Consider the following 23,533-nt stretch of genomic DNA (forward strand, 5'->3'; position numbering starts at 1 on the left):
TGTTCCTTTTTTGTGTAGTATTGTCTAGCTCCAGCGCCTAGCCCCTCTCTGGTCTAGCCAATCCATCAAGAAGGTTAAAGAGCAACCTCTCACTGTATTGTCTTATGCTTGTCGGGGCTGAGCAAGGCGCTTCTCGCTTTTCATTATTATGCGTTTACAACTGCATCGATTTCTTCTTTTACTTTTGCAAGGATGCGGTTGCATTGGTCAACAAGTGTTTTAGGGAAGTTTTCATCTTCTCCATATTCAACACCATGTGGGTAATAGTACTTACCAACAAATGGAGTAAGTAACTTAATAACTGCATCTGTCGCGTTTTCTTCAATAATGCCTTCAACAGCATATCCTTGAACACGCAGGTAGTAAATATCACCCTTAATTTCAAATTTACGGTCGTATGTAATTCTTTCATAGTCCCACTGACCTGCAAGGATAAATCCTTCTGATCTCATTATGTCAGTCAATCTTGGTAATTCAATTGTTACGTTTTCAATCCCCGTATTTTCAAATCTCATTTAATATCCCTCCAAAAACCGTCAACAACGATTTATATGTTCTCAGTATAATAATAGTACGAAAAGATACAAGTTGCAACGTTTGACATTAATATGTCACGAAAAATAAAAAATATTTCATGTGAAATTTTCTCCATTTTGGTCAAACTAACATGGAAAGGAGGGACAAGCTTGAAGAAAATCATATTTATGATCACAAGTTTACTATTTATTTTAACTAGTCCAATGATAGCGAATGGACAAGGTACAACTACATACACTGTACAACGTGGAGATTCCTTATGGAAGATTGCTGTACGCTACCAGGTTGGCTTGTCAGAAATTATTTCGGCAAACCCGCAGTTCAGAAACCCAAACCTGATCTACCCTGGACAAAAAGTTACGATACCGATCTTGAATAATGTAAAAAGCATCGAGAATCAGGTAATCTCATTAACCAACCAGCAGCGTGCAAAATATGGGCTTCCTGCTTTAAAGAGTGATTGGGAGTTGTCGCGCGTTGCACGGTATAAATCATTAGATATGAGAGACCGCAACTACTTTGACCATACATCACCGACATATGGCTCGCCATTTACGATGATGCGAAACTTTGGTATCTCTTATCGAACGGCTGCTGAAAATATTGCAGCTGGACAAAGAACTCCACAGGAAGTCGTTAATGCTTGGATGAACAGCCCGGGGCATCGTGCTAATATTTTGAAGCGAGACGTAACACATATTGGTGTGGGATATGCAGAAGGCGGTTCAAAGAGATATTACTGGACTCAAATGTTTATTGGAAAATAGGAGGTTACAATGGATTCTGTTCGTGATGTAATGAGTACTGATGTTGAATATTGTACACCCCTTGATAATGTGTATGAAGTAGCGGTTAAAATGAAGGATTTAGACGTCGGTGCGATTCCGATTTTGGAGAATAAGAAATTAATTGGAATGATCACCGATCGCGATTTAGTGGTAAGAGGTTATGCCGAAAAAAGGTCTGGTTCGAGTAAAGTGACAGATGTGATGAGTGAGGACTTAATTACATGTACGGCTGATACTTCTCTTGAGGAGGCTTCCCGATTAATGGCGAAGCATCAAATTAGACGTTTACCAGTTGTAGAAAATGAGCAATTAGTTGGAATTTTATCACTTGGTGATTTATCCACAAATCATACATCTGATCAATATGCAGGAGATGCATTAAGTGATATTTCCGAACAAGACCAGGTTCATTAAAGGACAGGCACCAAATGTGGTGCCTGTTTATTTTTCTTTCAAAAACGCATAAATCTAGCAATATTTAATATACATGGTAGAAATACGTTAATATTAGGAAGTGGTTCTTCTGAAGGTGGCTAAGATTGTCGTTACCATTTTACTATTAGTTTCTAGCATTTATTACATTTCTTTTAAAAATGGAAGACCAGGTTTTTTGAACGGTGTTGAACATTCTACTACTGTTTTAAACCATACAGGTATAACGAAAGAACATATCTCATCTTTAAAAGATATGCATCAGTTTAACGGCCTGATCTCGTTTATTGGTATGGAAAGTACACAAATAAAAGAAAAATTAGGCGAACCGAACCGAATTGATCGCTCATCCTATGATTATGACTGGTGGGTATATAACAAGAATCCTCAAAATTACATCCAGGTTGGAATTGAAAATGGTAGAGTTGTCACAGTATTTGGAACGGGAAATGATGTCCTCGTGGAACCTTTTAAAATTGGACAACCTATTGCAGAACTTCAATCAAAGGGGCTTATAAAGCCTAAAATTTCACTAAACGTTAATAAAAGTCCTTATCGATTTGAATTATCAGAAGAAGAAATGAAGGCTAGACCATTAATTGCATTGGGTAACGTTTATATTCAAGTGTATATTGATACATTTACTGAAAAAATTTCAAGCATTCGTTTTTTAGATGGAAAAACCTTAATCAAACTTCGCCCCTATGAATTAGCTTACCGTGGAGAATTACTCTCAGCAAAAAAGGTAACAGAGGAAGAGTGGAAGGAAATTGAACAGGCGAACAAAGCCCAAATCCTTGATTTAACTAATGTCATTCGGCTTAGACATGGTATACATCCATTAAAGGCTGACGAACAATTAGCAGAAGTAGCGTACTTACATAGTAAAGATATGAAAGTGAATGATTATTTTGACCATATTTCCCCAACAAATGGTGGCCTTGCGGACAGACTTGCAGATGGAGAGGTAAATTATCAATTAGCAGGTGAAAATATTGCGGCAAAATATGTGGACGGAATCGCGGCTGTAGAAGGTTGGCTAAATAGCAAAGGTCATCGTGAAACACTTTTAAATGAAGAATACAATTACCTTGGGATTGGGGTGTATGAAAAATACTATACTCAAAATTTCATCCAAGCTTGGGATAAAGAAGAACAGTAAGCAACACAACATGTGTTTGGCTTACTGTTTAATCTTTATTCATTCTTTTTGGGGGCGGTCAATAATAAAGAAACTTCCGGTTGCATGCGCAATTAACTTTCCGTCATCCCGATATACTCTGCCTTCGGTTACACAGATTTTGGTTCCCTTGTGAATCAATTTTGCGACACAGCGAAATTGTTTTCCGATTCCTGGTGCCACATAATTAATTTTCATTTCAGTTGTTACGGCAGCTTTGTCTTGCGGGAGAACGTGGTGAACGACAGATCCCATTGCTGAATCAAGAAGAGTAGCTGTAATGCCTCCATGGACAATTTGTAACGGATTTTGAATAAGTTCCGAATTTGGAATGGTAATTTCATAGGTTTCGTCATCAATAACTTGTCGGTTTGTTTGCAACAGGCCACCAATATAAGAACCGTTTTGCTTTGTTTGTTTACGAATTACGGCGTCGATTACCTGTTCCATTGCTCTTCGTTCCTTTTCATTTGCCTCTAAGAAAAATGTTTGTAATTTTTGTAGAATACGATCTTCCATTCAATTAACCTCGAATCCATAATATTTTTATTATTCTCATTTTAACAATATACATAGAGTTTTGGCAATTTGGGCGAACCATTCACTATAATCAAGATAAACTATAGTAGGCAATTGTATGAAATCGAGGTGATTGAAATGGAAAAGAAGCTTCATCCATCTGTTCAGGAATTTAAGGCCTTTGTGAAAAAACATCCTCTGCTGGTTCAGGAAGTGCGAAAAGGCACACTTAACTGGCAGGAAGTATATGAAGACTGGTATATACTTGGTGAGGAAGATGAGAAATGGAAAAAGTTTAAAGACAAAGCGAGTAAAGCTGAAAATAGCGATAAAACCGATTTTATCGGTAAAATATTTTCATCCTTTAAAAATGCAGATATGAATAATCTACAACAACAAATCACAAATGTAGGTGAAGCCATTTCAACAATTCAGGCCGTCATTCATCAGTTTCGTGGGGATGAAAAGCCACAGCAAATACGAAACACCCGAAATACTCACCATCCTTTTGCCTTTCGCAAAGATTAGGTGAGAAGGGAGTACAGAATGCGTCAAGAAACATATGAATACCTCAAATCAAAAAAACAACTACGCGCTTTTGTCCGACAAAATCCCATTTGGTACCGAACTCTAACTCGGAATCCACGCGATCTTCAAAGCTTGGAATACGAGGCAAAGGCCTATTTCAAACAAACCATCCCCCATAAAGTACAAAAAATTAACCAGTCCTTAGAAATGGCCTCATTCATGCTTCAAATGTATCAAGGCATGCGACAAAGCGACTAAAGAAGCCACTCTTATGTAGTGGCTTTTTCTTTGAATACAAGAGGATATTTGGGTGGGTAAAGGAAAAACTAGGAAAAAAGGAGTTGATAAATATGTACAAGTTTATTTTGTCCCTTTGTTTTCTAAGTTTCCTAACTCCTCAAATAGATGAAAAACCGGTTGTAGCGAAGAGTGGTCACCACGCCTATTATAGTGAAATCAGTGAGGTAGAAAGAGAGCGTACTATTCAGGTTGAACATCATATTCGGGGGAATGATGTATATTTGGAGTGTATAATCCCGAATTTTACATTTAAACAAAGCGGGGGTCAGAAAAAAGATGGGGAAGGTCATCTTAATGTCCTGATTGACGGGGAGAGAACAGAAAAGGTTTCAACTGCCGCCTTTATTATTAAAGGGTTAGCGACAGGGGAGCATACATTAAAGATTCAAGTTGTTCACAATGATTTAACCAACTATCAACTTGAACATACAATTCATGTCCAAATCCCCTAATTTTTATAATGAACTATCTAAGTTGATGCGATTCATAAAAATTCGTGGTATAGTGAAAGTGGAGGTGTTAATTTTGATAGCCACAATTGAAAAAGTTGAAATCCTTGAAGAAGCTCAAGTAATTTCATCGATGATTTTACAATCAGACCTAGCAGAGGAGTACCGAAGCTGTTTATATACGTTACAAAAAGATAGAAAAGCGCAGAAACTAATCGCTGAATTTCAAATAATGAAGGAAAAATATGATGAGGTTCAAAGATTTGGAAAATACCATCCTGATTTTCGAACGGTTTCAAAAGAAACGAGGGAACTAAAAAGAAAGCTCGATCTTCATGAAACGATTGCTGATTTTAAAAAAGCAGAGGATAACCTACAAAAAGTTCTGGATGAAATTAGCGTTTTACTAGGTGGTGCTGTATCAAAGCAAATTAAAGTTCCCACAGGGAATCCTTATTTTGATTCCATCTCAAGCTGTGGCGGTGGCTGCGGAAGTGGTGGAGCTTGCGGTTGTAAATAACCATTACTTCTGAAAAAAGTACGTTTTCTACTTTATTTCGTATTGTAAAATTTTTACTTGTTATGATACACTAATTAATAACCTATTGGATTTAAGGAGAAAACGCTATGATTGGACAACGCCAAGGAATTATCGTTTGGCTTCATTCGCTCAAGCATTCAAAAATGCTGCGTAAATTTGGCAATATTCATTATGTGTCTAAACGTTTAAAATACGTGGTCCTTTATAACGATATGGAGAATACGGATTCAATCGTAGAAAAATTAAATTCTCTACCCTATATTAAAAAGGTAGAGCCATCCTATAAACCATTTTTAAAGATTGAATTTGAGAACAAAAAACCAGATCGTGCCAAGGAATACGATTATAAGATTGGCTTATAAAAAGCTTACCAAAAGCATTTATTGCTTTCGGTAAGCTTTTTTATCTCTGATGGGCGGGTGCCTTGCGCTTTTTCTTTATTTCATTGGCGGGATATAGCGGTTCATTCGTAGAATCCCAATTAAATGCTGGTAATAAAGTTCTTTTTCATGAAACATTGTTGAAGGCTTTACATCCAGTGTGATGATTGGCAAACCAAGTTCATCTGCTACTTCAGAAAATAGAGTGTAGCGCTGATTTGGTTTGACATTCGGATTCGGAATTCCTTCTCTACAAATATAGATGGCTTGAAAATCACCAGGTGTTGTCGGCTGAAATGCGACAGCGACAGAGGTTACCTGCCGATCCCCGATTGTTGTGTGAAATGCAAATAGCTTTGAGACTCTGTGTCTATTTCCTCTTACAAGTTCAAGGAGTTCATAAATATCCGAGAATCCTTCACCTAGCTCAATAAAACGTTGTATCATCCTATATTCCCCTCTAATTCATATTTTCCATGTCTACTTTATCATGAATAGATTTGAATTAACAAACAAAAAAACCCTGCAAATATACCTGCAGGGTCCTTCCAAACCATGTTTTTCGTTACCGTTCACATGGTAGAAGGCAAAGGGAGAGGAGAAACCGGAGGAAGAACTTATGGGGAAACGTAAGTCTTCTCCGCGGTTGGCAACAACATCCTCGAATGATGTTGTTATTACTAATTATGACCAATTGAAAATTGTGTATACATCATGTCGCATTTTTTTATTATCTGAGAAAAATTTTTGCCAATCATAAGTCATGGAATTTTTCATATTTCATTAACAAACGTTTACGTTTATGATAGGATAATGTTATTCAATTTACATAGACAGTGGTGATAGCAGTGAGAGTCGTATCCGGGTCGAAGAAAGGTCTTCACTTGAAAGCGGTACCAGGAATGTCAACAAGACCAACAACAGATAAGGTGAAGGAAGCCATCTTTAATATCATCGGTCCCTATTTTGATGGTGGGACTGGACTTGATTTATTTGGTGGAAGCGGTGGACTTGGAATTGAGGCGTTAAGTCGCGGATTTGAAAAGGTCATCTTTGTTGACCGTGATCAAAAAGCCATTCAAACGATTAAAGGTAATTTAGAAATTTGTCGCTTTGGCGAACAGGCAGAGGTATATCGCAACGAAGCCTTTCGAGCTTTAAAGGCGATTGTTAAAAGGGATATCCAATTTGATCTGATTCTTCTAGATCCGCCCTACAAGCAACAAAAATTAACAGAGTTAATCGAAGAAATAAGTAACCATCACTTGTTATCGAAAGACGGTTATATCGTTGCGGAACACGGATCCGAAGTTTTGTTAGAACCAACAATCGGAACCCTTCGTTTAGTTCGTCATGAAATATACGGTATCATCGGAGTATCCATATTTAAGCATGAAGAGGAAGAGAAAGGGGAAACGACATGACAAGAATTGCGGTCTGTCCAGGGAGTTTTGATCCAGTAACGAATGGGCATCTAGATATTATCAAACGAGGGGCAAAAGTGTTCGACAAAATTTATGTGTGTGTATTAAATAATTCTTCTAAACAGCCTTTGTTTACTGTTGAAGAACGGATTACACTTTTACAAGAAAGTACGAAGGAGTTACCTAATATTGAAGTTGAATCCTTTCAAGGACTATTGATGGATTATGCAAGCCAAAAGAATGCGAACGCGATATTACGTGGGCTTCGTGCCGTTTCAGATTTTGAGTATGAAATGCAAATTACCTCCATGAATCGTATCTTAAATGAAGAAATCGAAACTTTCTTTATGATGACAAATAACCAATATTCCTTTTTAAGCTCTAGTATTGTGAAGGAAGCTGCCAAATATCATGGTGAGATTTCCGAGCTTGTACCGAAGCCAGTTGAATTAGCGCTCAAAGAGAAATTTAAAAGCCCCGCAAATTAAATGCGAGGGCTTTTCATTTTACTCGAGTAAACAACAATATAACATAATAACGAAAAAATCGTTACGAGCGGTCCATATGTTAATAGCCCATTCCAAAAGGTCTCAATCCAAACGGAAGTCTGTTCTGGGAGAATTGGAGCACCAAATGTTTCCTCTGAGCCTGCGTTTTTTACGTAGAGTGGATCCCATAAAAGAAAGGTAATCAGACCGGCTAAAAAACCATGCATGATGCGGGCAATAAAAAATGGTTTAAAACGCACATCCGTTTCTGCTAGAATGCTGGCAACCTGTGCCTGAACAGAAAGTCCACAAAAACCTAGGATAAAACTAACGGTTATCACCTTAGGAAGTAGTTCAATATGTTCTAATTCACTGGTCATCTTAGAACCCGTCGTAATTTCGAAAATCCCAGAAATAAGCGGGATGCTGAGTTCGGCTGGTAACTGAAATAATTTTAGTAATAGAGATAGTCCTGCACCAACTATTGCAATCACATTAATTAATGAAAGAATCTTATTAAAAACAGAAAAGAGAATAATAAAACCACCAATCATTAGCAATGTATGAATCGAAGTCGTGACAGCATCACCTAATAATTGCCCAAATGGCCTTTTTTCCTTCAATCTTGTCCGGTGAAGTTCCTGTAAGGCCTTAACAATGATACTTTTCTTCTCTTCATCTTTAGGTGTTTGTTCATCCCCTTTTTTACCGTGGAATCTCATAATTAAACCCACACAAAAATTTCCGACATAATGGCTGACTGCAAGTAAGACTCCTAATTCGGGGTTTTCAAAAAATCCTACTGAAATAGCAGCAAATATAAAAAGGGGATTTGAAGCATTTGCGAAGGACACGAGCCTTTCTGCTTCAACCCTCGTAATCTGTTTTTCCTGTCTAAGCCTTGCAGATAGTTTAGCACCTGCTGGAAACCCTGAAGCCATCCCCATTGCCCAAGCAAATCCACCTACACCCGGTACCCGAAATAAAGGTCTCATTAATGGTTCAAATAAAACACCGATAAATTTAACGATCCCAAAACCAATTAATAATTCTGATATGATTAAAAAAGGGAGTAAAGAAGGAAATACAATCTTCCACCACATTTCCAACCCAACCCTAGAAGCTTCCAGTGATTCCTTTGGAAAATAAATAAGTGCAATCGTAAGTAATGAAATACCTGCTGCAATTGTTACTGTTTTAAATCTAGATCGTATCAATGGTACTCCTCCTACAGAAGTCTTCTCTTCTATACAGTGTAATCAAATGAGTGATAGAATAAGAGAGCCCACAATTCTCGTAATTTTCTAACATCCACGCATGCTTGCACGAATGGTTTGTACATCTACTTAAATATACGTTAATGGGTGGTAAGTTTAGACCAAAAGAATGTACAAGTTTTCAATTCTTTTTTCATATAATGTTAAAAACTAAATGAAATTTACTCAGGGGATGATTCATATGAACGAACCTATTATTGGATTAGCACTTGGATCTGGTGGGGCGAGAGGATTTGCTCATTTGGGTGTTATTAAAGTACTTTTAGAAAATAAAATTCCGATTAATCTTATTGCAGGAACGAGCATGGGTTCATTGGTTGCAAGCTTTTATGGGGCAGGACTTGATATTGATCGATTGTATAAGCTTGCACTTGCATTTAAGCGGAAGTATTATTTGGATTTTACAGTCCCGAAAATGGGCTTCATTGCAGGAAAAAGAGTCAAGGAATTAATTCGTGTCTTTACACATGGTAAAGATATCGAGCAACTTGATATCCCTATTGGCATTGTTGCAACAGATTTATTAACTGGAGAAAAAGTGGTGTTTCGAAAAGGTCCTGTCGCTGATGCGGTCCGAGCAAGCATTGCTATCCCAGGAATTTTTGTTCCTGAAAAAATCGATGGTCGCATACTTGTGGACGGTGGTGTTATTGATCGAGTTCCGATTTCAGTTGCGAAAGAAATGGGTGCTGATATAGTTATTGCGGTGGACGTCTCACATGTTAAAATAAATGAAGAGGTTGCTTCAATATTTGATGTGATATTACAGAGTATCGATATTATGCAAAAAGAGCTTGTGAAGTACGGAGAATTTTCAAGTGACATTATGATCCGACCAAATGTCGGACATTTTAGTTCTCGCGCTTTTACAAATATTGAAGATATCATCACAATCGGGGAAGAAGAAACAAGAAAACAACTCCCCGCAATCCAAGAGGTAATCGCAAACTGGAAGGAGTCTTTATTGAATGAAGAAGAAGAGAAATAAGGCTTATTTAAAAGCTCTTGCAGTTGGAGTGGTGCTTGCTGTTCTCGGCACTTTTATCCAGCTCCCCTATTACGTAACAAAGCCTGGAATGGCGACAGAGCTTGATCCAATTATCAATGTGGAGAACGGCTTTGAAGAAGAAGGAGAATTCATGTTAACAACCATTCGCATGGGGCAAGCCAATATCTTTAGCTATTTCTTCGCGAAGTTCCAAAAGTATCATGAAATTTTACCAATTAACCATGTCAGACGTGACAATGAAAGTGATGAGGAATATTCTAATCGACAGTTATTTTATATGGAGGATTCACAGGAATCTGCGATTACCGTCGCTTATCAGCATGCAAACAAACCTGTAACGGTCAAAAACCACGGGATATACATAATGGGTATCGTTGAAGGAATGCCTGCGGAAAAAGTACTAAAAGCAGGTGATCGAATCTTTAAAGTGGATGGAAAGCAAATACAAGAACATACAGAGTTTATGGAATACGTGGCGAAGAAAAAGGAAAATGACGTCATCAAAATCTCAGTGGAACGAAACGGGGAAGAGAAAACAGTTTCTGTACCACTCGCACCTTTTCCAAACAATCCAGACAAAATTGGAATTGGAATTGAATTAATTACAGATATTGAAGTTGTGACCGATCCGAAAATTGAAATTGATACAAAAAAAATCGGAGGTCCCTCTGCAGGACTTATGTTTACGCTAGAGATTTATAATCAGTTAACCGAAAAAGATTTAACACATGGATTACGTATTGCTGGAACTGGAACCATTAATATCGATGGACAGGTTGGCCCAATTGGCGGGATTGGTCAAAAAATCGTTGCTGCCGATCACTCCGATGTAGATATTTTCTTTGCTCCAAATCAAAATGGTGCAGCAGATTCGGATTATCAGCAAGCACTAGCCACCGCAAAGGACATCAACAGCGATATGAAAATCGTTCCTGTTGATACCTTTGAAGATGCACTACGCTATTTAGAGAATCTTGAAGTGAAATAATCAAAGAAACAGTCGCTACCAAATGGGGCGACTGTTTTTAAAGGTATACTCGTTGTTCTTCATTATAGCGAATCGGTGGTGTGGCGTATTCCTGTCGTAGAAGTTGGCTGCGATGAGGTTCAGGAAAAATAGCTAAGTAGGTTTGGGCAGCCTTCCAATCAAGTAAAAAGAGTTCATCAGAAAATCCTGCCGCTTTTGAGAGTATTGGAAGCTGAACATCCTTTTTTATGTTATTTAAATACCTCTGTCCTTTTTGGGACATCCCAAGTAAACGAATATAGGTTGCAATCGGGTTTTCATTGATTGGCTTTAACTGTTCCTTTGTTGTGTTTGTTAAAATATGCACACATAGTCTTTGTAATCTTGTCCATGTATAGCGTTTTGTTTTTATTTTTTCCATAAAGTCTTGGAAAGAGATGGCTTCTGAAATATAAGTGAGTAACCTATTTTCAATCCCTTCTTCTGCTTCATATATATTTGCTAATTCAGAAGAGGTAGATGTAAGCAGTTTGTATTTTAATAATGTAAAATAATCCTCCCAACGATGGAATAGGCGATTCTCCTCATAATAGAAAGAAAGCCATTCGGCAGTAGAGTCGGGGAGAAAATTTTTAATTTCATCAATTTTTTTTTCAGCAGAGAATAAGGATTTTCGAATGCTCGTTGCACTAGCAATTGAATCATGTGAAAATGTTTCGTCATGATAGTCAGCAGACGTTCTCATGATGGTTTCTGCTTTAATTGAACTATTTTGGTCATGTATGGCTTTAACATAATGATAGCCCAAAATATTATTTGGTTTTGATAAATCCACGTATGTCTTATAATTTGCAAGCGAAGAATAAGCTAGAGATGCTGCTTTTGGATAGCTATAACCCTCTTTTACATATTGCCGGGTGTTGTAATCATACGTTTGTTGGTTTTTTTTCATAAACTCAACAGTAGCTTCGAAGTCATGGATTGTTCCATTTTCACTGCCAAAGCAAACTTCCTTACAATGAAGAGCACTCAAAAGTGAAATCGCACCGTTAGCAAAGATTTGCGCTTTTTGAGTCGCAAATGCATAGGGTAATTCAATGACGATATCAATGCCTGCTTCCAATGCCATTTTGGTTCTCGTCCATTTTGATACTAGAGCAGGTTCTCCCCTCTGGAGAAAGTTTCCGCTCATCACTGCAATGATACATTCCGCATTTGTCTTCCTTATCGTTTCATCAAGATGGTACTTATGTCCATTATGAAATGGATTATATTCAACAATTACACCAACAGCTTTCATCATTTCACCCTTTATTAAAATTATCATTTTAAATATCATTTAATTGGAAAAGCTGATATAGTAGATAAGTATCTACACACCAAGTATAGTGTAAAGAAAAAATATTGACAAATGTAATCGGCAAAGCTATAATTACCTTTGTTGCGCTTCGAGGTGATTTCAATTGAAATGGACAATTAATCAATTAAATCAGTTGGCTCGAAAAGGCCTAATGATTGATGAAACTGTTGATGTAAAAGACTTAATGGAGTTCGAAAAATCGATTCGAGATATTTCACCGGTACAAGTGACCGGTCGTGTTGATCTCGACTCAACAAAAGCGAGCTTTCAAATAACAATTTCAGGTTCAATGATTTTGCCATGTTCTCGAACATTGGTTGATGTGAAATTTCCATTCGAGATCCGAACAACTGAAACGTTTCTACTCAGAGAGACGTCTGATTATGATTTAGATTCGGACGACGATGTACATCAAGTTCGAGGTGAAGTAATTGACTTACTTCCACTAATCAAGGAAAATATTTTACTTGAAATACCAATGCAAATTTATTGTGATGATTCGAACTCAGAAGATGCAGCACCACAATCAGGACAAGATTGGGAAGTTATCACAGAAGATGACAAAAAGAACAAAATTGATCCCCGATTGGCGGGACTAGCAAAATTCTTTGAAGACGAATAAAATCCACTTTATCATTTATCTTTTTAAGGAGGTGGGAATAATGGCTGTACCTTTTAGAAGAACTTCTAAAACAAGAAAAAGATTACGTCGTACACATTTCAAATTACAAGTGCCAGGTATGGTGGCTTGCCCAAACTGTGGTGAAATGAAATTAGCACACCGCGTATGTAAAGAATGCGGTACTTACAAAGGAAAAGAAGTTGTTAACAAATAATTTTTGTTAATGATTGAAAAGCGTATTGATAACTATGTTATTGATACGCTTTTTAATTTGTCTAAGTTGCGTATCCCTGTTTTTTACCAGTACAATGAAAATAAAAAGGAAAAAGGGGAACGTGATGGCTAAATACATAGTAAAGCGAGATTTACAGGGGATTGTTTGGTTTACAATCAATCGACCTGAAAAATGGAATGCGATTGATTTTGATGTCATGGATGGACTTTTACAGACCATCGCAGAAGTAGAAGGGAACGAGGATGCTCGGGCCTTAGTCATAACAGGTTCTGGACATAAAGCATTTTGTTCTGGCGGCGATTTATCGGTTTTTCAAAACCTTCAAACGGTAGAAGAAGCATATCAGATGCTAAGCAAAATGGGTATGATTTTATATAAGCTTGCGACTTTATTGAAACCTACGATTGCTCTATTGAATGGACTAGCAATTGGAGGTGGATGTGAGCTAGCGACGGCCTGTGACTATAGACTAGCATCTCAAAGAACTAGATTTGGCTTTGTTCAAGGGAAACAAGGGATCACGACTGGGTGGGGTGGTGCGACACTCCTACTAGAAAGAATACCTATTGACAAAGCATATCACCTTCTTTTGAGTGGAGAAATTCTTTCTGCTGAAGTAGGGAAGGAGCTTGGCTTCATTCAACATGTCCTATCAGAGGACAATGTAATAAAGGATTGTAAAAAATTTATTGCGAATGAATTCTTAATTACAACTAAAGTAGTAAAATCATATAAAAAGGTAGTGAATAGAAAGTGGATTGCTACCGGAATGAAGGAAAGAATGCTTCAAGAAATCGAGGAATGTTCAGCATTATGGGTAATGGATGAACATCTTGAAGCCGTTCAAAAAATCATGCAAAAAGAATAAATCTTTTCTTACTAGAGTGTGAGTAGTCTATCTTTTCTACTACATGCATATGTATAAGTAAAAAAGTATAGGAGGGAAAGATATGACTTCAACACGTCAAGATGCATGGACTCAAGATGAGGATTTATTTCTAGCTGAAGTGGTTTTGCGCCATATCCGTGAGGGAGGAACTCAATTAGGAGCATTTGAAGAGGTAGGTCGTAAGTTATCTCGTACGGCAGCTGCCTGTGGTTTTAGATGGAATTCATATGTACGAAAACAATATAAATCCGGTATTGAACTTGCGAAAAAACAACGTAAAGAATTAAAAAAGCAAAACAACGGTGAACAGCTTCAACAAAAACAAGAATCTGAAAATACCGAATTCTCATCTAATAAGCAAACGGATTTGCAACTAAGGGACATCATCCGCTTCCTTGAAGAATATGAAAAAACAGAAAATGAGCTTCAAAATGTAATGAAAGAAAATAAGAGTTTGAACACTCAAATTAGTAAGCTTCAAGAACAAGTAAACACCTTAACGGCACAAAACAACACCTTGGAAAATAATATCCAATTAATTGAGGAAGATTATAAGGCATTAATTGAAATTATGGAACGCGCCCGTAAAATGGTGGTTCTCCAAGAAGATGAAAGAAGTAAAAAGGTGAAATTTCAAATGGACAGAAATGGGAATCTTGAACGAATTGAAAAATAAAAAGGAAAACAGCTGACATGATGTTCAGCTGTTTTCTTCATGTATCGTATTTTTAGGTATATTTGTTTAGTCGATTTGGTGTACTCCTTCAGGAAACCAAAGAAGTGGGTTTTCCCCAAGATCACGTTCCATATGATAATCTGCAGGTGTAAAGCCCATTTTCTCCCAAAAACCTGAGGATTTTACTCGTGGATTTGTTTTTATCGGTAGATTGTAAGTTTTCGCATAATCCACTAATGCTTTCCCATAGCCTCTTTTTTGATAATCTGGAAGTACTTCAAGTTTCCACAGCTCTAGGTAGTCTTGAGCGGGTTCAAAATATTTGTTGAATTGTTTATCAACACGATAAAGGCTCATTCGTGCCACTAATTTATCACCGAAGAAAATTCCGTAAAACGGTGAAACGCTATCATTTTCAATAATATTGGATTGAAGGTCTTCAAGCATGGAAAGCTCTTGAAGCCCATATTCTTTAAATGCTTTAAATTCTTCAAGAGTTTTATAGTTTACTAATAATTTCTCAACCTTAGCCGTATACATTTGATATCCCCCTTGCAATTCTACTATGAAAAACTGTTTAAATTAATATTACATTCATTATATAACAAAATAACAAAAAATTCTGTAGAAAAAAATAGAAAGCGTTTGCAATTGCGTGCAGGAATATGTAGATGAATGTAGAAATTATATATTGCGTCTTTTTAACTTTTGATGAAAGGGGAAAAGAGCTTGAAAAAAGTGTTGATTGCCAACAGGGGAGAAATTGCATCGAGAATTATGAAAACTTGTCATGAGATGGGGATTGAAACGGTCGCTGTCTATTCTGATGCGGATCGAGATTTACCATTTGTGAGAAATGCAACTAGAGCTCATCGAATTGGTGAGCCGCAGGTCTTAAAATCTTATCTTCAAATCGACAAAATTATTGAGATTGCCGAAAAAGAGCAGGTTGATGCAATCCATCCTGGCTATGGGTTTTTATCCGAAAATGCAACCTTTGCTAGAGCAATAGCTAAAAAAGGGATTGTGTTTATAGGACCAACCCCTGAGATAATCTCATTAATGGGGGATAAGGTAAAAGCAAGACAAACCATGATGGATGCAGGTATACCTGTTGTCCCAGGGAGTGATGAGGCCATTCAAACAATAGATGAAGCCTCGAAACTTGCTGCTCAATTTGGCTACCCAGTCATGTTAAAGGCGAGTGGTGGCGGAGGCGGAATTGGGATGGTATGCTGCTATACGGAAGAAGAACTACAAAAAGCATATCATTCAACAAAAGCAAGAGCAAAATCATATTTTGGTAATGATGAAATGTTCATTGAAAAGTTTATACCAAATGCAAGACATATTGAGGTCCAAATTTTTGGTGATCATCACGGTAATATCGTCCATCTATTCGAAAGAGATTGTTCGATTCAGCGTCGCAATCAAAAAGTGATTGAGGAAACACCTTCACCATTTCTTTCGCAAGGGGCACGTGAAAAAATTTGTAACGCAGCAAAAAAGGCCGCAGAATATGTGGGATATACAAATGCTGGAACAATCGAATTCATTGTTGATGAACAGGAAAATTTCTATTTTCTAGAGATGAATACAAGGCTTCAGGTTGAGCATGCCATTACAGAGATGATTACGAATCTTGATCTTGTAAAATGGCAGTTGCTCGTTGCGAAGGGAGAAAAACTACCTCTGGCTCAGCATGAAATTAGCCATGAGGGTCATTCAATTGAATTTCGCGTATATGCAGAAGACCCGGTAAAGTTTTTTCCGTCTCCAGGAACAATCGAGGAATTTACACTTCCAACAAATTGTATGGGTGTCCGCGTCGATAGCGGATATGAAGCAGGGTCGACCGTTACACCATTTTACGACCCGATGATTACCAAAATAATTGTTAAGGCAAATGATCGTTCTAAGGCAATTCAAATAGCAAAGGAGTATTTTGATCAACTTGTGATAAAAGGAATAAAAACAAATATTCCATTATTCCAAGAAATTATAAATGAAGATTCCTATCTTAAGGGGCAATACGCTACGAATTACATCTCTTTGATGAAAAAACACTAGGGGGGAAATAAGATGAAGGAAATTACAGCAAGCATGGCAGGAACGGTTTTACAAGTATTCGTTTCAGAAGGCGAAGAGATTACAGAAGGCCAAATGGTTGTCATGCTGGAGTCAATGAAAATGGAAATCCCAATTGAAAGTGAACAAAATGGCAAGATTGCCACTGTAAAAGTAGATATTGGAGATTTTGTAAATGAGGATGATGTATTACTTGTTTTAGAATAAAAAAGGAGGGTAATCATGCTTCGTACGACTAAGGATTTAGACCAAAAGCTTATCGAAAAAAGGAAAGATATCGAAGCAGGAGGACATGAAAAATATCATCAAAAACTAAAAGAGCAACATAAATTATTTGTCCGTGACCGACTTGCGCTCTTATTTGATAATGGGATTTACCAAGAGGACGGAAAATTTGCTAACAATACAGCAGGGGATCTTCCGGCAGATGGCGTTGTTACCGCAATCGGAGAAATAAACGGGCAACAAGTTTGTGTGATGGCGAATGATTCGACAGTAAAGGCTGGATCATGGGGTGCCCGTACCGTTGAGAAAATAATTCGTATTCAAGAAACCGCTGAAAAGCTACGCGTGCCACTTTTATATTTAGTAGATTCGGCCGGGGCACGTATAACGGACCAACTTGAAATGTTCCCAAATCGTCGGGGAGCAGGGCGGATATTTCATAATCAGGTCAAATTATCTGGCATGATTCCTCAAGTCTGTATTTTATTTGGTCCATCTGCAGCGGGTGGTGCATACATACCTGCTTTTTGTGATATTGTCATCATGGTCGATAAGAATGCATCCATGTATCTGGGTTCACCACGGATGGCCGAGAAGGTTATCGGGGAAAAGGTTACATTAGAAGAAATGGGTGGTGCAAGAATGCACTGTACCGTTAGTGGCTGTGGTGATGTGCTTGCTGCAAATGAAGAGCAAGCCATTCAAAGTGCACGGGATTACCTGAAGTTTTTTCCTGCTAATTATTTGAACAAACCGGTGATTATCAAAGGGGTGTCGCCAAAGGAAGGCAAGAGTCTTCAAGAAATCATTCCGGTGAATCAGAATGCTCCTTTTAATATGTATGAAGGGATTGATGCCCTCATCGATGAGGGCAGTTTCTATGAGATAAAAAAACTATTTGCACCAGAAATTATCACGGGGCTTGCTCGTATGGATGGAAGGCCGGTCGGGATCATCGCCAATCAACCGAAGGTAAAGGGGGGCGTCTTGTTTGTAGATTCTGCAGACAAAGCCGCTAAATTTATCACTTTATGTGATGCATTTCATATCCCTTTAGTGTTTTTAGCTGATGTCCCTGGATTTATGATAGGAACAAAGGTTGAAAGAGCGGGAATTATAAGACATGGAGCAAAGTTGATTGCAGCGATGAGCTCTGCAACCGTACCAAAGATCTCCGTTATTGTACGTAAAGCCTATGGTGCTGGACTTTATGCAATGGCAGGACCTGCATTTGAACCTGATTATTGCGTCGCACTTCCGACGGCTCAAATTGCGGTTATGGGTCCTGAAGCAGCGGTGAATGCAGTTTATTCAAATAAAATCAATGAAATAGATGATCCGAAAGAACGAATGGCATTTGTCCAACAAAAGCAACAAGAGTATAAAGAGACTATTGATATATACAAACTAGCATCTGAGCTCATTATTGACGATATCGTCGCGGCTACTGAGTTGAGAGAAGTCCTAATTAACCGTCTCGCTGCATACGAAACAAAAGAGCTTCATTTTGGACAAAAGAAACACCCTGTTTACCCAGTATAGATAAGAGTGCCAAGACCCCAAGGAAAAGCTTTGGGGTTTTGTCATGCAAGATTATTTTATGGTTCTTTTTCGTGTTCGATATACTAGGCATATTGTCGGGCTTTTTGGTAAAATAAAGGAAGGACAAACTATGGAGTTGGGGATATGAAAATTGGAATAATTGGTGGTGGGTCCATCGGGTTGCTTTTTGCAGGCTATCTTGCAGAACGACATGATGTAACGATCTATACTCGAACTGAATACCAGGCAAATGAAATAAACAAAAAAGGTGTAACAATCGAAAAACAAAGGACTTCAAAAACATATAGAGTACAAGCTGTACCAAGTTCAGTTTCTGTAAGAGAAGAGGACATCGTCTTCTTTGCAGTCAAACAATACATATTAGAAGATGTTTTATTACAAACCAAAGACCTAGAGAAAGTTCAATCCGTCTGCTTCCTACAGAATGGAATGAGTCATATCAATCGGATTGGAGATTTAAAAAATCATACAATTCTTCTGGGAGTGGTTGAACATGGCGCACTAAAAGTAAATGAAACGACGGTTATCCATACCGGTGTTGGCCTGACGAAAATGGGGGTATTTAAAGGAAAGAATGAGCAATTCGATTTTTCACAGTCTGATTTTGTCATCAAGTATTATGAGGATTGGTACGAAATTGTTACCTCAAAGCTAATTGCAAATGCCGTCATCAACCCTTTGACAGCTATTTTTCGGGTGAAGAATGGGGAACTTTTACAAAATCATTATTTTCACAACCAAATGAAAGCCTTATTTCGTGAAGTGACCTCTGCCATACCATCTAATATAGAAAAAATGTGGGAACTTGTGACGACTATTTGTGAAAACACCGCTCAAAATAAATCATCGATGCTGCGTGACATTGAAGAGGGAAGAAAAACTGAAATTGATGCCATTTTAGGGTATGTTTTAAACCATGGAACAAAGAACAACGAAGAATTAGTGATTACTCAATTTTTATATGATTCAATAAAAGGACTCGAAACATAAGGGGGATAAGGAATGATTGATTTTTTAGCCGGAGTAGCTGCGACATTTGTAACAATTCCACTACTGGGATTTATACTAGTTTACGTGATTAGTAGATTTATTTTAAAAAACAATCGAAGATCTTTTTTTCTTTCGGTTGATGTAACGACATTATTTTTTCTCATCGCAGTCCATTACTTATTACTTGTGATTGTTGGAAAAAGCATGCTTTGGCTACTCATTCTGCTCCTCCTTACGAGCATTTTGTTCATTGGCTTTTTAGCCTGGAGGAAAAGCCATGAAATTGAAACGGTGAAAGTATTAAGGAAGTCTTGGCGTTTTGCATTCCTTGCCTCAACGATTGCTTATTTTTTATTATTGCTCATCGGGCTAGTTCAACGAATTTTTGTTGCGACCTAAAATTAACTTTTATTGAGCAGTAATTTTTGGATTCTCAAAAAACCGTGCTATACTCATCTAAGATATAAACTGGATATGAAAGGAAGAACAAGAATTTATGGAGGTTTTGGATCTCTCGTTACCATCTTCAAATCGATTAATGAATCATTATCTTTCAAATGAACTGGATATAGAGAATTTTTTTGATTACGACATACAATCTCCCCTTGTGTACGAGGAGAGAAAAAAAGATTTACATAAAAGACAATTTGAACGTGAAAAACTTGTAGAGCATTTGCTTTCATTTAATAAACGTTTAAACTATCATCCATATACAATTGAGAATATTAACAAGCTACTAGATCCAAGAAGTGTGGTGGTAATTGGTGGGCAGCAGGCAGGTGTATTAACTGGACCGCTTTATACCATTCATAAGATTGTTTCTATTATTAAGCTTGCAAAAGAACAAGAGGAAAAACTGAATATACCTGTTATACCGGTGTTTTGGATAGCAGGGGAGGACCATGATTTTGCCGAAATTAATCATCTCTATGTGAATTTACAAAATGGCATTCGCAAAAGAGCCGTTCCGCAATATCACAACAGGAAAACAATGGTATCGTCCATAGAACTTGAACAGGACGGCTTAGTGGAATGGATTGAAGAAGTGTTTGAGACCTATGGTGAAACCAATCATACAAATGGTCTTTTGGAACGTCTGAATGGATATGTGGAAAAATCAAAGACCTATGTTGATTTTTTTATTCAAATTATTAATGAACTCTTTGGTGAGGCTGGACTTGTGCTAGTTGATTCCGGTTCAAAAGAGATTAGAACACTCCAATCATTCTACTTTCAAAAAATGATTGAAAAAAATAGAGACATTCATGATGCATTGTTGTTACAGCAGGAAATCCTTTCTACCTATCAATACCCTAAAACAATTGATATGAATGAATCCAGTGCTAACCTATTTTATACGCAAAATGATGAACGCATTTTGCTTGAGTATAATGTAGAGCATGATATTTTTAGCGGAAAAAATAATGAATGTATCCTTTGTGGTGAAGAATTACTTAAAATTGCGAAAGAAAAACCGGACCTACTTAGTAATAATGTAGTCACACGTCCAGTGATGCAGGAGCTCTTATTTCCGACACTTGCTTTCATTTCTGGACCTGGTGAGGTGTCATACTGGGCGGAGCTAAAAAAAGTATTTTCAGTTATGGAAATAAAGATGCCACCTGTTGTACCACGGTTAATGATGACAATTGTGGAGAGAGCGATTGAATCTAATATAGAAGAAATCGGATTAACGATACAGGCGGTGTTATCGGGCGAACTTCTAAAAGCAAAAGAAACATGGCTGAAAAAACAAACAGCTGATGTGGACGGAATGATTTCAGCAGCCAAGAAAGAAGTCGAGCACATCCATAAAAAAGTTCGAGACGTGGGACTCGAAGTGGATCCTGGGCTAGCAGATCTTTTATTAAAGAACGCACAAAATATTCAATCACAATTTGATTTTTTAAAGAATACTTTTAATCGCAGTATCTTAAAACGTAATGAAATCGAATTAAACCGGTTTAACCGAATTGAAAAATCTCTCCTACCACTTGGCTCCCCACAGGAGAGATTATGGAATGTTTTTTACTATTTAAATAAATATGGAGACGATTTTATCAAAGATTTATTAGCCCTTCCGTTTGAATTTAACGGAAAGCATAAGGTTATTAAGATGTAAATCGTACCTTGAAATCCTCGGAATTTCCGAGGATTTTTTTATTTGGTAAAAAATTATAAAAACTGGTGGTGGAAAGTGGGGGATTGTGGTAATATAAATACAGAAAGTGGGGACAATGGATATGTTCATGGGAGAATACCATCATACTGTTGATACGAAAGGCCGAATGATAATACCTGCTAAGTTTCGAGATAGCCTTGGTGAAACGTTTGTTTTAACGAGAGGTCTTGATCAGTGCTTGTTCGGTTACCCACAATCTGAATGGAAAATACTTGAAGATAAATTAAAAACACTCCCATTAACAAAAAAAGACGCTCGTGCTTTCACACGATTTTTCTTTTCTGGAGCCATTGAATGTGAGCTTGATAAACAAGGAAGAGTGAATATTGCATCACCTCTCATTTCATATGCAGGACTTGAAAAAGAATGTGTAGTGCTTGGAGTATCAAACCGCATAGAAATTTGGAGTAAGGATAAGTGGGAAGAATACTTCGCAGCTTCTGAGGAATCTTTTTCTGATATAGCTGAAAATATGATCGGTTTTGATATATAATTATTTTTTGTGAAATGATAGTAAGGATATAACAAATGATAATTATTAGAGGTGCTAACATGTTTGAACACAAAACCGTTCTTTTAGAAGAGGCCGTAGCCGGATTAAAGATAAACCCAGATGGCATCTATGTAGACTGCACACTTGGTGGAGCAGGACATAGCTCATACATAGCTTCAAAGCTTTCAAACAAAGGAAAGCTTTATGCATTTGACCAAGATGATATCGCAATCGAAAATGCGAAGGACAAGCTAGCTCAATATGGTGATATTGTAACCATTATCAAAAGTAATTTTGCGAACATTACTGAAAAGTTACATGAACAGGGTGTAACAGCTGTCGATGGTATATTATTTGATTTAGGTGTTTCATCTCCACAATTGGACACCCCTGAAAGAGGATTTAGTTATCACCACGATGCCCCACTTGATATGCGAATGGATCAGGATGCATCATTATCTGCATATGACATTGTAAATCATTGGTCATATGAACAAATGGTAAGAATCTTTTTCCAATACGGTGAAGAAAAATTTTCAAAACAAATTGCTAGAAAAATAGAGGCTGCACGTGAAAAGCAGCCAATAGAGACAACTGGTGAATTGGTGGAATTAATTAAAGAGGGTATTCCTGCTGCGGCAAGAAGAACTGGCGGGCATCCGGCAAAAAGGATATTTCAAGCAATCCGCATTGCTGTAAACGATGAACTAAAAGTGTTTGAGGATGCGATTAAACAGTCAATTGAACTTCTTGCAACAGGAGGGAGAGTGAGTGTGATAACCTTTCACTCGCTAGAAGACAGAATTTGTAAAGTCACCTTAAAAAAGGCAAGCGAAGGTCCACCACTGCCACCAGGGATTCCAATCATCCCGGATGAATACAAACCAAAATTAAAACTTATTACAAGAAAACCGATATTACCTACAGAAGAAGAATTAGAGGCAAATAATAGAGCTCGGTCTGCAAAGTTAAGGATTGCGGAAAAACTTTAAATAAAAATACGATCGATACTTAAGGAGGGATATGATGGGTAATTTAGCATACAAAGTAAGACAAACTGAAAGCTACCAACCAAATCAGGCACCAAAGACGCGACCAACTACAAAGAAGAAATTTCGATTTACGTTAGGGGAAAAGGTATTAGGGATTTTATTCTCCGCAGCTGTAATATTCTGCGCAATTCATATCATATCTAACCAAGTATCCATCTACCATACTAACATCGAAATTCAACAAATCGAAGCATCAATCAGTCAACAAACAAAAACAAATAATGATTTATATGTACAAGTTCAGGAGTTAAGTGAATACGAACGTCTTTGGGAAAAAGCGAGAGAACTTGGCCTGGTGTTAAATGAAAACAACGTGAAAGTTGTTCAAGGGAACTAAAA

Annotated in this window: 31 protein-coding genes; 25 read left to right on the plus strand and 6 right to left on the minus strand. The window is 37.4% G+C overall.

Annotated features, from left to right (window positions below):
* Positions 1–146: 146 nt before the first annotated feature.
* The gene (locus V7138_RS18165) at positions 147–515 is read right to left on the minus strand and encodes a YugN family protein (protein WP_335400005.1); all 369 of its coding nucleotides are present in this window, start codon (positions 513–515) and stop codon (positions 147–149) included.
* 171 nt (positions 516–686) lie between these two features.
* Between V7138_RS18165 and safA the strand changes: the two genes are divergently transcribed.
* From safA to V7138_RS18180, 3 genes are all read left to right on the plus strand, one after another.
* Positions 687–1,304: a SafA/ExsA family spore coat assembly protein gene (gene safA, locus V7138_RS18170; RefSeq protein WP_438824378.1), complete on the plus strand. Its 618-nt coding sequence runs from the start codon at positions 687–689 to the stop codon at positions 1,302–1,304.
* Positions 1,305–1,313: 9 nt separating this feature from the next.
* Positions 1,314–1,739, plus strand: coding sequence for a CBS domain-containing protein (locus V7138_RS18175; RefSeq protein ID WP_335400007.1), 426 nt, complete (start codon positions 1,314–1,316; stop codon positions 1,737–1,739).
* Between the two features lie 115 nt (positions 1,740–1,854).
* Positions 1,855–2,919 carry a CAP domain-containing protein gene (locus tag V7138_RS18180; RefSeq protein ID WP_335400009.1) on the plus strand — a complete coding sequence of 355 codons (1,065 nt, stop codon included), beginning with the start codon at positions 1,855–1,857 and terminating at the stop codon, positions 2,917–2,919.
* Between the two features lie 39 nt (positions 2,920–2,958).
* On the opposite strand, the gene V7138_RS18185 is transcribed toward V7138_RS18180, so the two are convergent.
* A complete protein-coding gene (locus tag V7138_RS18185; RefSeq protein ID WP_335400012.1) occupies positions 2,959–3,456 on the minus strand; it encodes a PaaI family thioesterase in 498 nt (165 codons plus the stop codon).
* Positions 3,457–3,594: 138 nt separating this feature from the next.
* On the opposite strand from V7138_RS18185, the gene V7138_RS18190 reads away from it, so the two are divergent.
* The 5 genes from V7138_RS18190 (at position 3,595) to V7138_RS18210 (ending at position 5,636) form a co-directional block, all read left to right on the plus strand.
* On the plus strand, positions 3,595–3,984 hold the full coding sequence (locus tag V7138_RS18190) for a YlbD family protein (protein WP_335400014.1): 390 nt from the start codon (positions 3,595–3,597) through the stop codon (positions 3,982–3,984).
* Between the two features lie 18 nt (positions 3,985–4,002).
* Positions 4,003–4,242: a YlbE-like family protein gene (locus V7138_RS18195; protein ID WP_335400017.1), complete on the plus strand. Its 240-nt coding sequence runs from the start codon at positions 4,003–4,005 to the stop codon at positions 4,240–4,242.
* Positions 4,243–4,334: 92 nt separating this feature from the next.
* Positions 4,335–4,736, plus strand: coding sequence for a hypothetical protein (locus V7138_RS18200; protein ID WP_335400019.1), 402 nt, complete (start codon positions 4,335–4,337; stop codon positions 4,734–4,736).
* Positions 4,737–4,809: 73 nt separating this feature from the next.
* A complete protein-coding gene (locus tag V7138_RS18205; protein ID WP_335400021.1) occupies positions 4,810–5,253 on the plus strand; it encodes a YlbF family regulator in 444 nt (147 codons plus the stop codon).
* Positions 5,254–5,360: 107 nt separating this feature from the next.
* Positions 5,361–5,636 (plus strand): YlbG family protein, encoded by a 276-nt coding sequence (locus V7138_RS18210; RefSeq protein WP_335400024.1) that lies wholly within the window; start codon positions 5,361–5,363, stop codon positions 5,634–5,636.
* Between the two features lie 75 nt (positions 5,637–5,711).
* On the opposite strand, the gene V7138_RS18215 is transcribed toward V7138_RS18210, so the two are convergent.
* Positions 5,712–6,101 carry a DUF7147 family protein gene (locus V7138_RS18215; protein ID WP_335400027.1) on the minus strand — a complete coding sequence of 130 codons (390 nt, stop codon included), beginning with the start codon at positions 6,099–6,101 and terminating at the stop codon, positions 5,712–5,714.
* A 401-nt stretch (positions 6,102–6,502) separates the two neighbouring features.
* On the opposite strand from V7138_RS18215, the gene rsmD reads away from it, so the two are divergent.
* Entirely contained in the window at positions 6,503–7,078 is a 576-nt protein-coding gene (rsmD, locus tag V7138_RS18220; protein ID WP_335400029.1) for a 16S rRNA (guanine(966)-N(2))-methyltransferase RsmD, read from the plus strand.
* Positions 7,075–7,566, plus strand: a complete 492-nt coding sequence (gene coaD, locus V7138_RS18225; RefSeq protein WP_335400032.1) for a pantetheine-phosphate adenylyltransferase — start codon at positions 7,075–7,077, stop codon at positions 7,564–7,566. Before rsmD ends, coaD begins: the two co-directional genes overlap by 4 nt.
* Here the strand turns inward: coaD and ylbJ are convergent.
* On the minus strand, positions 7,563–8,783 hold the full coding sequence (ylbJ, locus tag V7138_RS18230) for a sporulation integral membrane protein YlbJ (protein WP_335400035.1): 1,221 nt from the start codon (positions 8,781–8,783) through the stop codon (positions 7,563–7,565). The two genes, coaD and ylbJ, sit on opposite strands and share 4 nt — an antisense overlap.
* Before the next feature lie 241 nt (positions 8,784–9,024).
* Here ylbJ and V7138_RS18235 point away from each other — a divergent pair, with 241 nt between their 5' ends.
* A complete protein-coding gene (locus V7138_RS18235) occupies positions 9,025–9,831 on the plus strand; it encodes a patatin-like phospholipase family protein (RefSeq protein ID WP_335400038.1) in 807 nt (268 codons plus the stop codon).
* A complete protein-coding gene (locus V7138_RS18240) occupies positions 9,812–10,840 on the plus strand; it encodes a SepM family pheromone-processing serine protease (RefSeq protein ID WP_335400041.1) in 1,029 nt (342 codons plus the stop codon). The genes V7138_RS18235 and V7138_RS18240 overlap by 20 nt, the downstream gene beginning before the upstream one ends.
* A gap of 37 nt (positions 10,841–10,877) precedes the next feature.
* On the opposite strand, the gene V7138_RS18245 is transcribed toward V7138_RS18240, so the two are convergent.
* Positions 10,878–12,119, minus strand: coding sequence for a nucleotidyltransferase (locus tag V7138_RS18245; RefSeq protein ID WP_335400044.1), 1,242 nt, complete (start codon positions 12,117–12,119; stop codon positions 10,878–10,880).
* 163 nt (positions 12,120–12,282) lie between these two features.
* On the opposite strand from V7138_RS18245, the gene V7138_RS18250 reads away from it, so the two are divergent.
* From V7138_RS18250 to gerR, 4 genes are all read left to right on the plus strand, one after another.
* The gene (locus V7138_RS18250; RefSeq protein WP_335400046.1) at positions 12,283–12,801 is read left to right on the plus strand and encodes a YceD family protein; all 519 of its coding nucleotides are present in this window, start codon (positions 12,283–12,285) and stop codon (positions 12,799–12,801) included.
* A 40-nt stretch (positions 12,802–12,841) separates the two neighbouring features.
* Positions 12,842–13,015 carry a 50S ribosomal protein L32 gene (rpmF, locus tag V7138_RS18255; RefSeq protein WP_077617716.1) on the plus strand — a complete coding sequence of 58 codons (174 nt, stop codon included), beginning with the start codon at positions 12,842–12,844 and terminating at the stop codon, positions 13,013–13,015.
* A 124-nt stretch (positions 13,016–13,139) separates the two neighbouring features.
* On the plus strand, positions 13,140–13,904 hold the full coding sequence (locus V7138_RS18260) for an enoyl-CoA hydratase/isomerase family protein (protein WP_335400049.1): 765 nt from the start codon (positions 13,140–13,142) through the stop codon (positions 13,902–13,904).
* An 82-nt stretch (positions 13,905–13,986) separates the two neighbouring features.
* A complete protein-coding gene (gerR, locus tag V7138_RS18265; protein ID WP_335400052.1) occupies positions 13,987–14,601 on the plus strand; it encodes a sporulation-specific transcriptional regulator GerR in 615 nt (204 codons plus the stop codon).
* A gap of 66 nt (positions 14,602–14,667) precedes the next feature.
* Here gerR and V7138_RS18270 read toward each other — a convergent pair whose 3' ends face one another.
* Complete coding sequence (locus V7138_RS18270; protein WP_335400055.1) at positions 14,668–15,141, minus strand: N-acetyltransferase; 474 nt, start codon at positions 15,139–15,141, stop codon at positions 14,668–14,670.
* Positions 15,142–15,330: 189 nt separating this feature from the next.
* Between V7138_RS18270 and V7138_RS18275 the strand changes: the two genes are divergently transcribed.
* The 9 genes from V7138_RS18275 to ftsL all read left to right on the plus strand — a co-directional run bounded on the left by V7138_RS18275 (position 15,331) and on the right by ftsL (position 23,531).
* Positions 15,331–16,671, plus strand: a complete 1,341-nt coding sequence (locus tag V7138_RS18275) for an acetyl-CoA carboxylase biotin carboxylase subunit (protein ID WP_335400057.1) — start codon at positions 15,331–15,333, stop codon at positions 16,669–16,671.
* Positions 16,672–16,683: 12 nt separating this feature from the next.
* Complete coding sequence (locus V7138_RS18280; protein WP_335400059.1) at positions 16,684–16,896, plus strand: biotin/lipoyl-binding carrier protein; 213 nt, start codon at positions 16,684–16,686, stop codon at positions 16,894–16,896.
* 15 nt (positions 16,897–16,911) lie between these two features.
* Complete coding sequence (locus tag V7138_RS18285; RefSeq protein ID WP_335400062.1) at positions 16,912–18,456, plus strand: acyl-CoA carboxylase subunit beta; 1,545 nt, start codon at positions 16,912–16,914, stop codon at positions 18,454–18,456.
* 144 nt (positions 18,457–18,600) lie between these two features.
* Positions 18,601–19,467: a 2-dehydropantoate 2-reductase gene (locus V7138_RS18290; RefSeq protein WP_335400065.1), complete on the plus strand. Its 867-nt coding sequence runs from the start codon at positions 18,601–18,603 to the stop codon at positions 19,465–19,467.
* Positions 19,468–19,479: 12 nt separating this feature from the next.
* Positions 19,480–19,866, plus strand: coding sequence for a DUF3397 domain-containing protein (locus V7138_RS18295; protein ID WP_335400068.1), 387 nt, complete (start codon positions 19,480–19,482; stop codon positions 19,864–19,866).
* Positions 19,867–19,963: 97 nt separating this feature from the next.
* A complete protein-coding gene (gene bshC / locus V7138_RS18300) occupies positions 19,964–21,589 on the plus strand; it encodes a bacillithiol biosynthesis cysteine-adding enzyme BshC (protein WP_335400071.1) in 1,626 nt (541 codons plus the stop codon).
* Between the two features lie 121 nt (positions 21,590–21,710).
* Complete coding sequence (gene mraZ, locus V7138_RS18305; protein WP_335400073.1) at positions 21,711–22,142, plus strand: division/cell wall cluster transcriptional repressor MraZ; 432 nt, start codon at positions 21,711–21,713, stop codon at positions 22,140–22,142.
* A gap of 59 nt (positions 22,143–22,201) precedes the next feature.
* Complete coding sequence (gene rsmH / locus V7138_RS18310; protein ID WP_335400075.1) at positions 22,202–23,134, plus strand: 16S rRNA (cytosine(1402)-N(4))-methyltransferase RsmH; 933 nt, start codon at positions 22,202–22,204, stop codon at positions 23,132–23,134.
* Positions 23,135–23,168: 34 nt separating this feature from the next.
* On the plus strand, positions 23,169–23,531 hold the full coding sequence (ftsL, locus tag V7138_RS18315; protein ID WP_335400077.1) for a cell division protein FtsL: 363 nt from the start codon (positions 23,169–23,171) through the stop codon (positions 23,529–23,531).
* Positions 23,532–23,533 lie beyond the last annotated feature (2 nt).

Source organism: Bacillus sp. JJ1533 (assembly GCF_036965045.1).
Taxonomy (GTDB): Bacteria; Bacillota; Bacilli; order Bacillales; family Bacillaceae_L; genus Ferdinandcohnia.

Bases quoted from the DNA above. Each gene is read 5' to 3' on its own strand.
- V7138_RS18165 (WP_335400005.1), bottom strand. From the start codon at position 515: ATGAGATTTGAAAATACGGGGATTGAAAACGTAACAATTGAATTACCA.
- V7138_RS18175 (WP_335400007.1), top strand. From the start codon at position 1,314: ATGGATTCTGTTCGTGATGTAATGAGTACTGATGTTGAATATTGTACA.
- V7138_RS18185 (WP_335400012.1), bottom strand. From the start codon at position 3,456: ATGGAAGATCGTATTCTACAAAAATTACAAACATTTTTCTTAGAGGCA.
- V7138_RS18190 (WP_335400014.1), top strand. From the start codon at position 3,595: ATGGAAAAGAAGCTTCATCCATCTGTTCAGGAATTTAAGGCCTTTGTG.
- V7138_RS18195 (WP_335400017.1), top strand. From the start codon at position 4,003: ATGCGTCAAGAAACATATGAATACCTCAAATCAAAAAAACAACTACGC.
- V7138_RS18200 (WP_335400019.1), top strand. From the start codon at position 4,335: ATGTACAAGTTTATTTTGTCCCTTTGTTTTCTAAGTTTCCTAACTCCT.
- V7138_RS18210 (WP_335400024.1), top strand. From the start codon at position 5,361: ATGATTGGACAACGCCAAGGAATTATCGTTTGGCTTCATTCGCTCAAG.
- V7138_RS18215 (WP_335400027.1), bottom strand. From the start codon at position 6,101: ATGATACAACGTTTTATTGAGCTAGGTGAAGGATTCTCGGATATTTAT.
- coaD (WP_335400032.1), top strand. From the start codon at position 7,075: ATGACAAGAATTGCGGTCTGTCCAGGGAGTTTTGATCCAGTAACGAAT.
- V7138_RS18235 (WP_335400038.1), top strand. From the start codon at position 9,025: ATGAACGAACCTATTATTGGATTAGCACTTGGATCTGGTGGGGCGAGA.
- V7138_RS18240 (WP_335400041.1), top strand. From the start codon at position 9,812: ATGAAGAAGAAGAGAAATAAGGCTTATTTAAAAGCTCTTGCAGTTGGA.
- V7138_RS18245 (WP_335400044.1), bottom strand. From the start codon at position 12,119: ATGAAAGCTGTTGGTGTAATTGTTGAATATAATCCATTTCATAATGGA.
- rpmF (WP_077617716.1), top strand. From the start codon at position 12,842: ATGGCTGTACCTTTTAGAAGAACTTCTAAAACAAGAAAAAGATTACGT.
- V7138_RS18260 (WP_335400049.1), top strand. From the start codon at position 13,140: ATGGCTAAATACATAGTAAAGCGAGATTTACAGGGGATTGTTTGGTTT.
- gerR (WP_335400052.1), top strand. From the start codon at position 13,987: ATGACTTCAACACGTCAAGATGCATGGACTCAAGATGAGGATTTATTT.
- V7138_RS18270 (WP_335400055.1), bottom strand. From the start codon at position 15,141: ATGTATACGGCTAAGGTTGAGAAATTATTAGTAAACTATAAAACTCTT.
- V7138_RS18280 (WP_335400059.1), top strand. From the start codon at position 16,684: ATGAAGGAAATTACAGCAAGCATGGCAGGAACGGTTTTACAAGTATTC.
- V7138_RS18285 (WP_335400062.1), top strand. From the start codon at position 16,912: ATGCTTCGTACGACTAAGGATTTAGACCAAAAGCTTATCGAAAAAAGG.
- V7138_RS18290 (WP_335400065.1), top strand. From the start codon at position 18,601: ATGAAAATTGGAATAATTGGTGGTGGGTCCATCGGGTTGCTTTTTGCA.
- V7138_RS18295 (WP_335400068.1), top strand. From the start codon at position 19,480: ATGATTGATTTTTTAGCCGGAGTAGCTGCGACATTTGTAACAATTCCA.
- bshC (WP_335400071.1), top strand. From the start codon at position 19,964: ATGGAGGTTTTGGATCTCTCGTTACCATCTTCAAATCGATTAATGAAT.
- mraZ (WP_335400073.1), top strand. From the start codon at position 21,711: ATGTTCATGGGAGAATACCATCATACTGTTGATACGAAAGGCCGAATG.
- rsmH (WP_335400075.1), top strand. From the start codon at position 22,202: ATGTTTGAACACAAAACCGTTCTTTTAGAAGAGGCCGTAGCCGGATTA.
- ftsL (WP_335400077.1), top strand. From the start codon at position 23,169: ATGGGTAATTTAGCATACAAAGTAAGACAAACTGAAAGCTACCAACCA.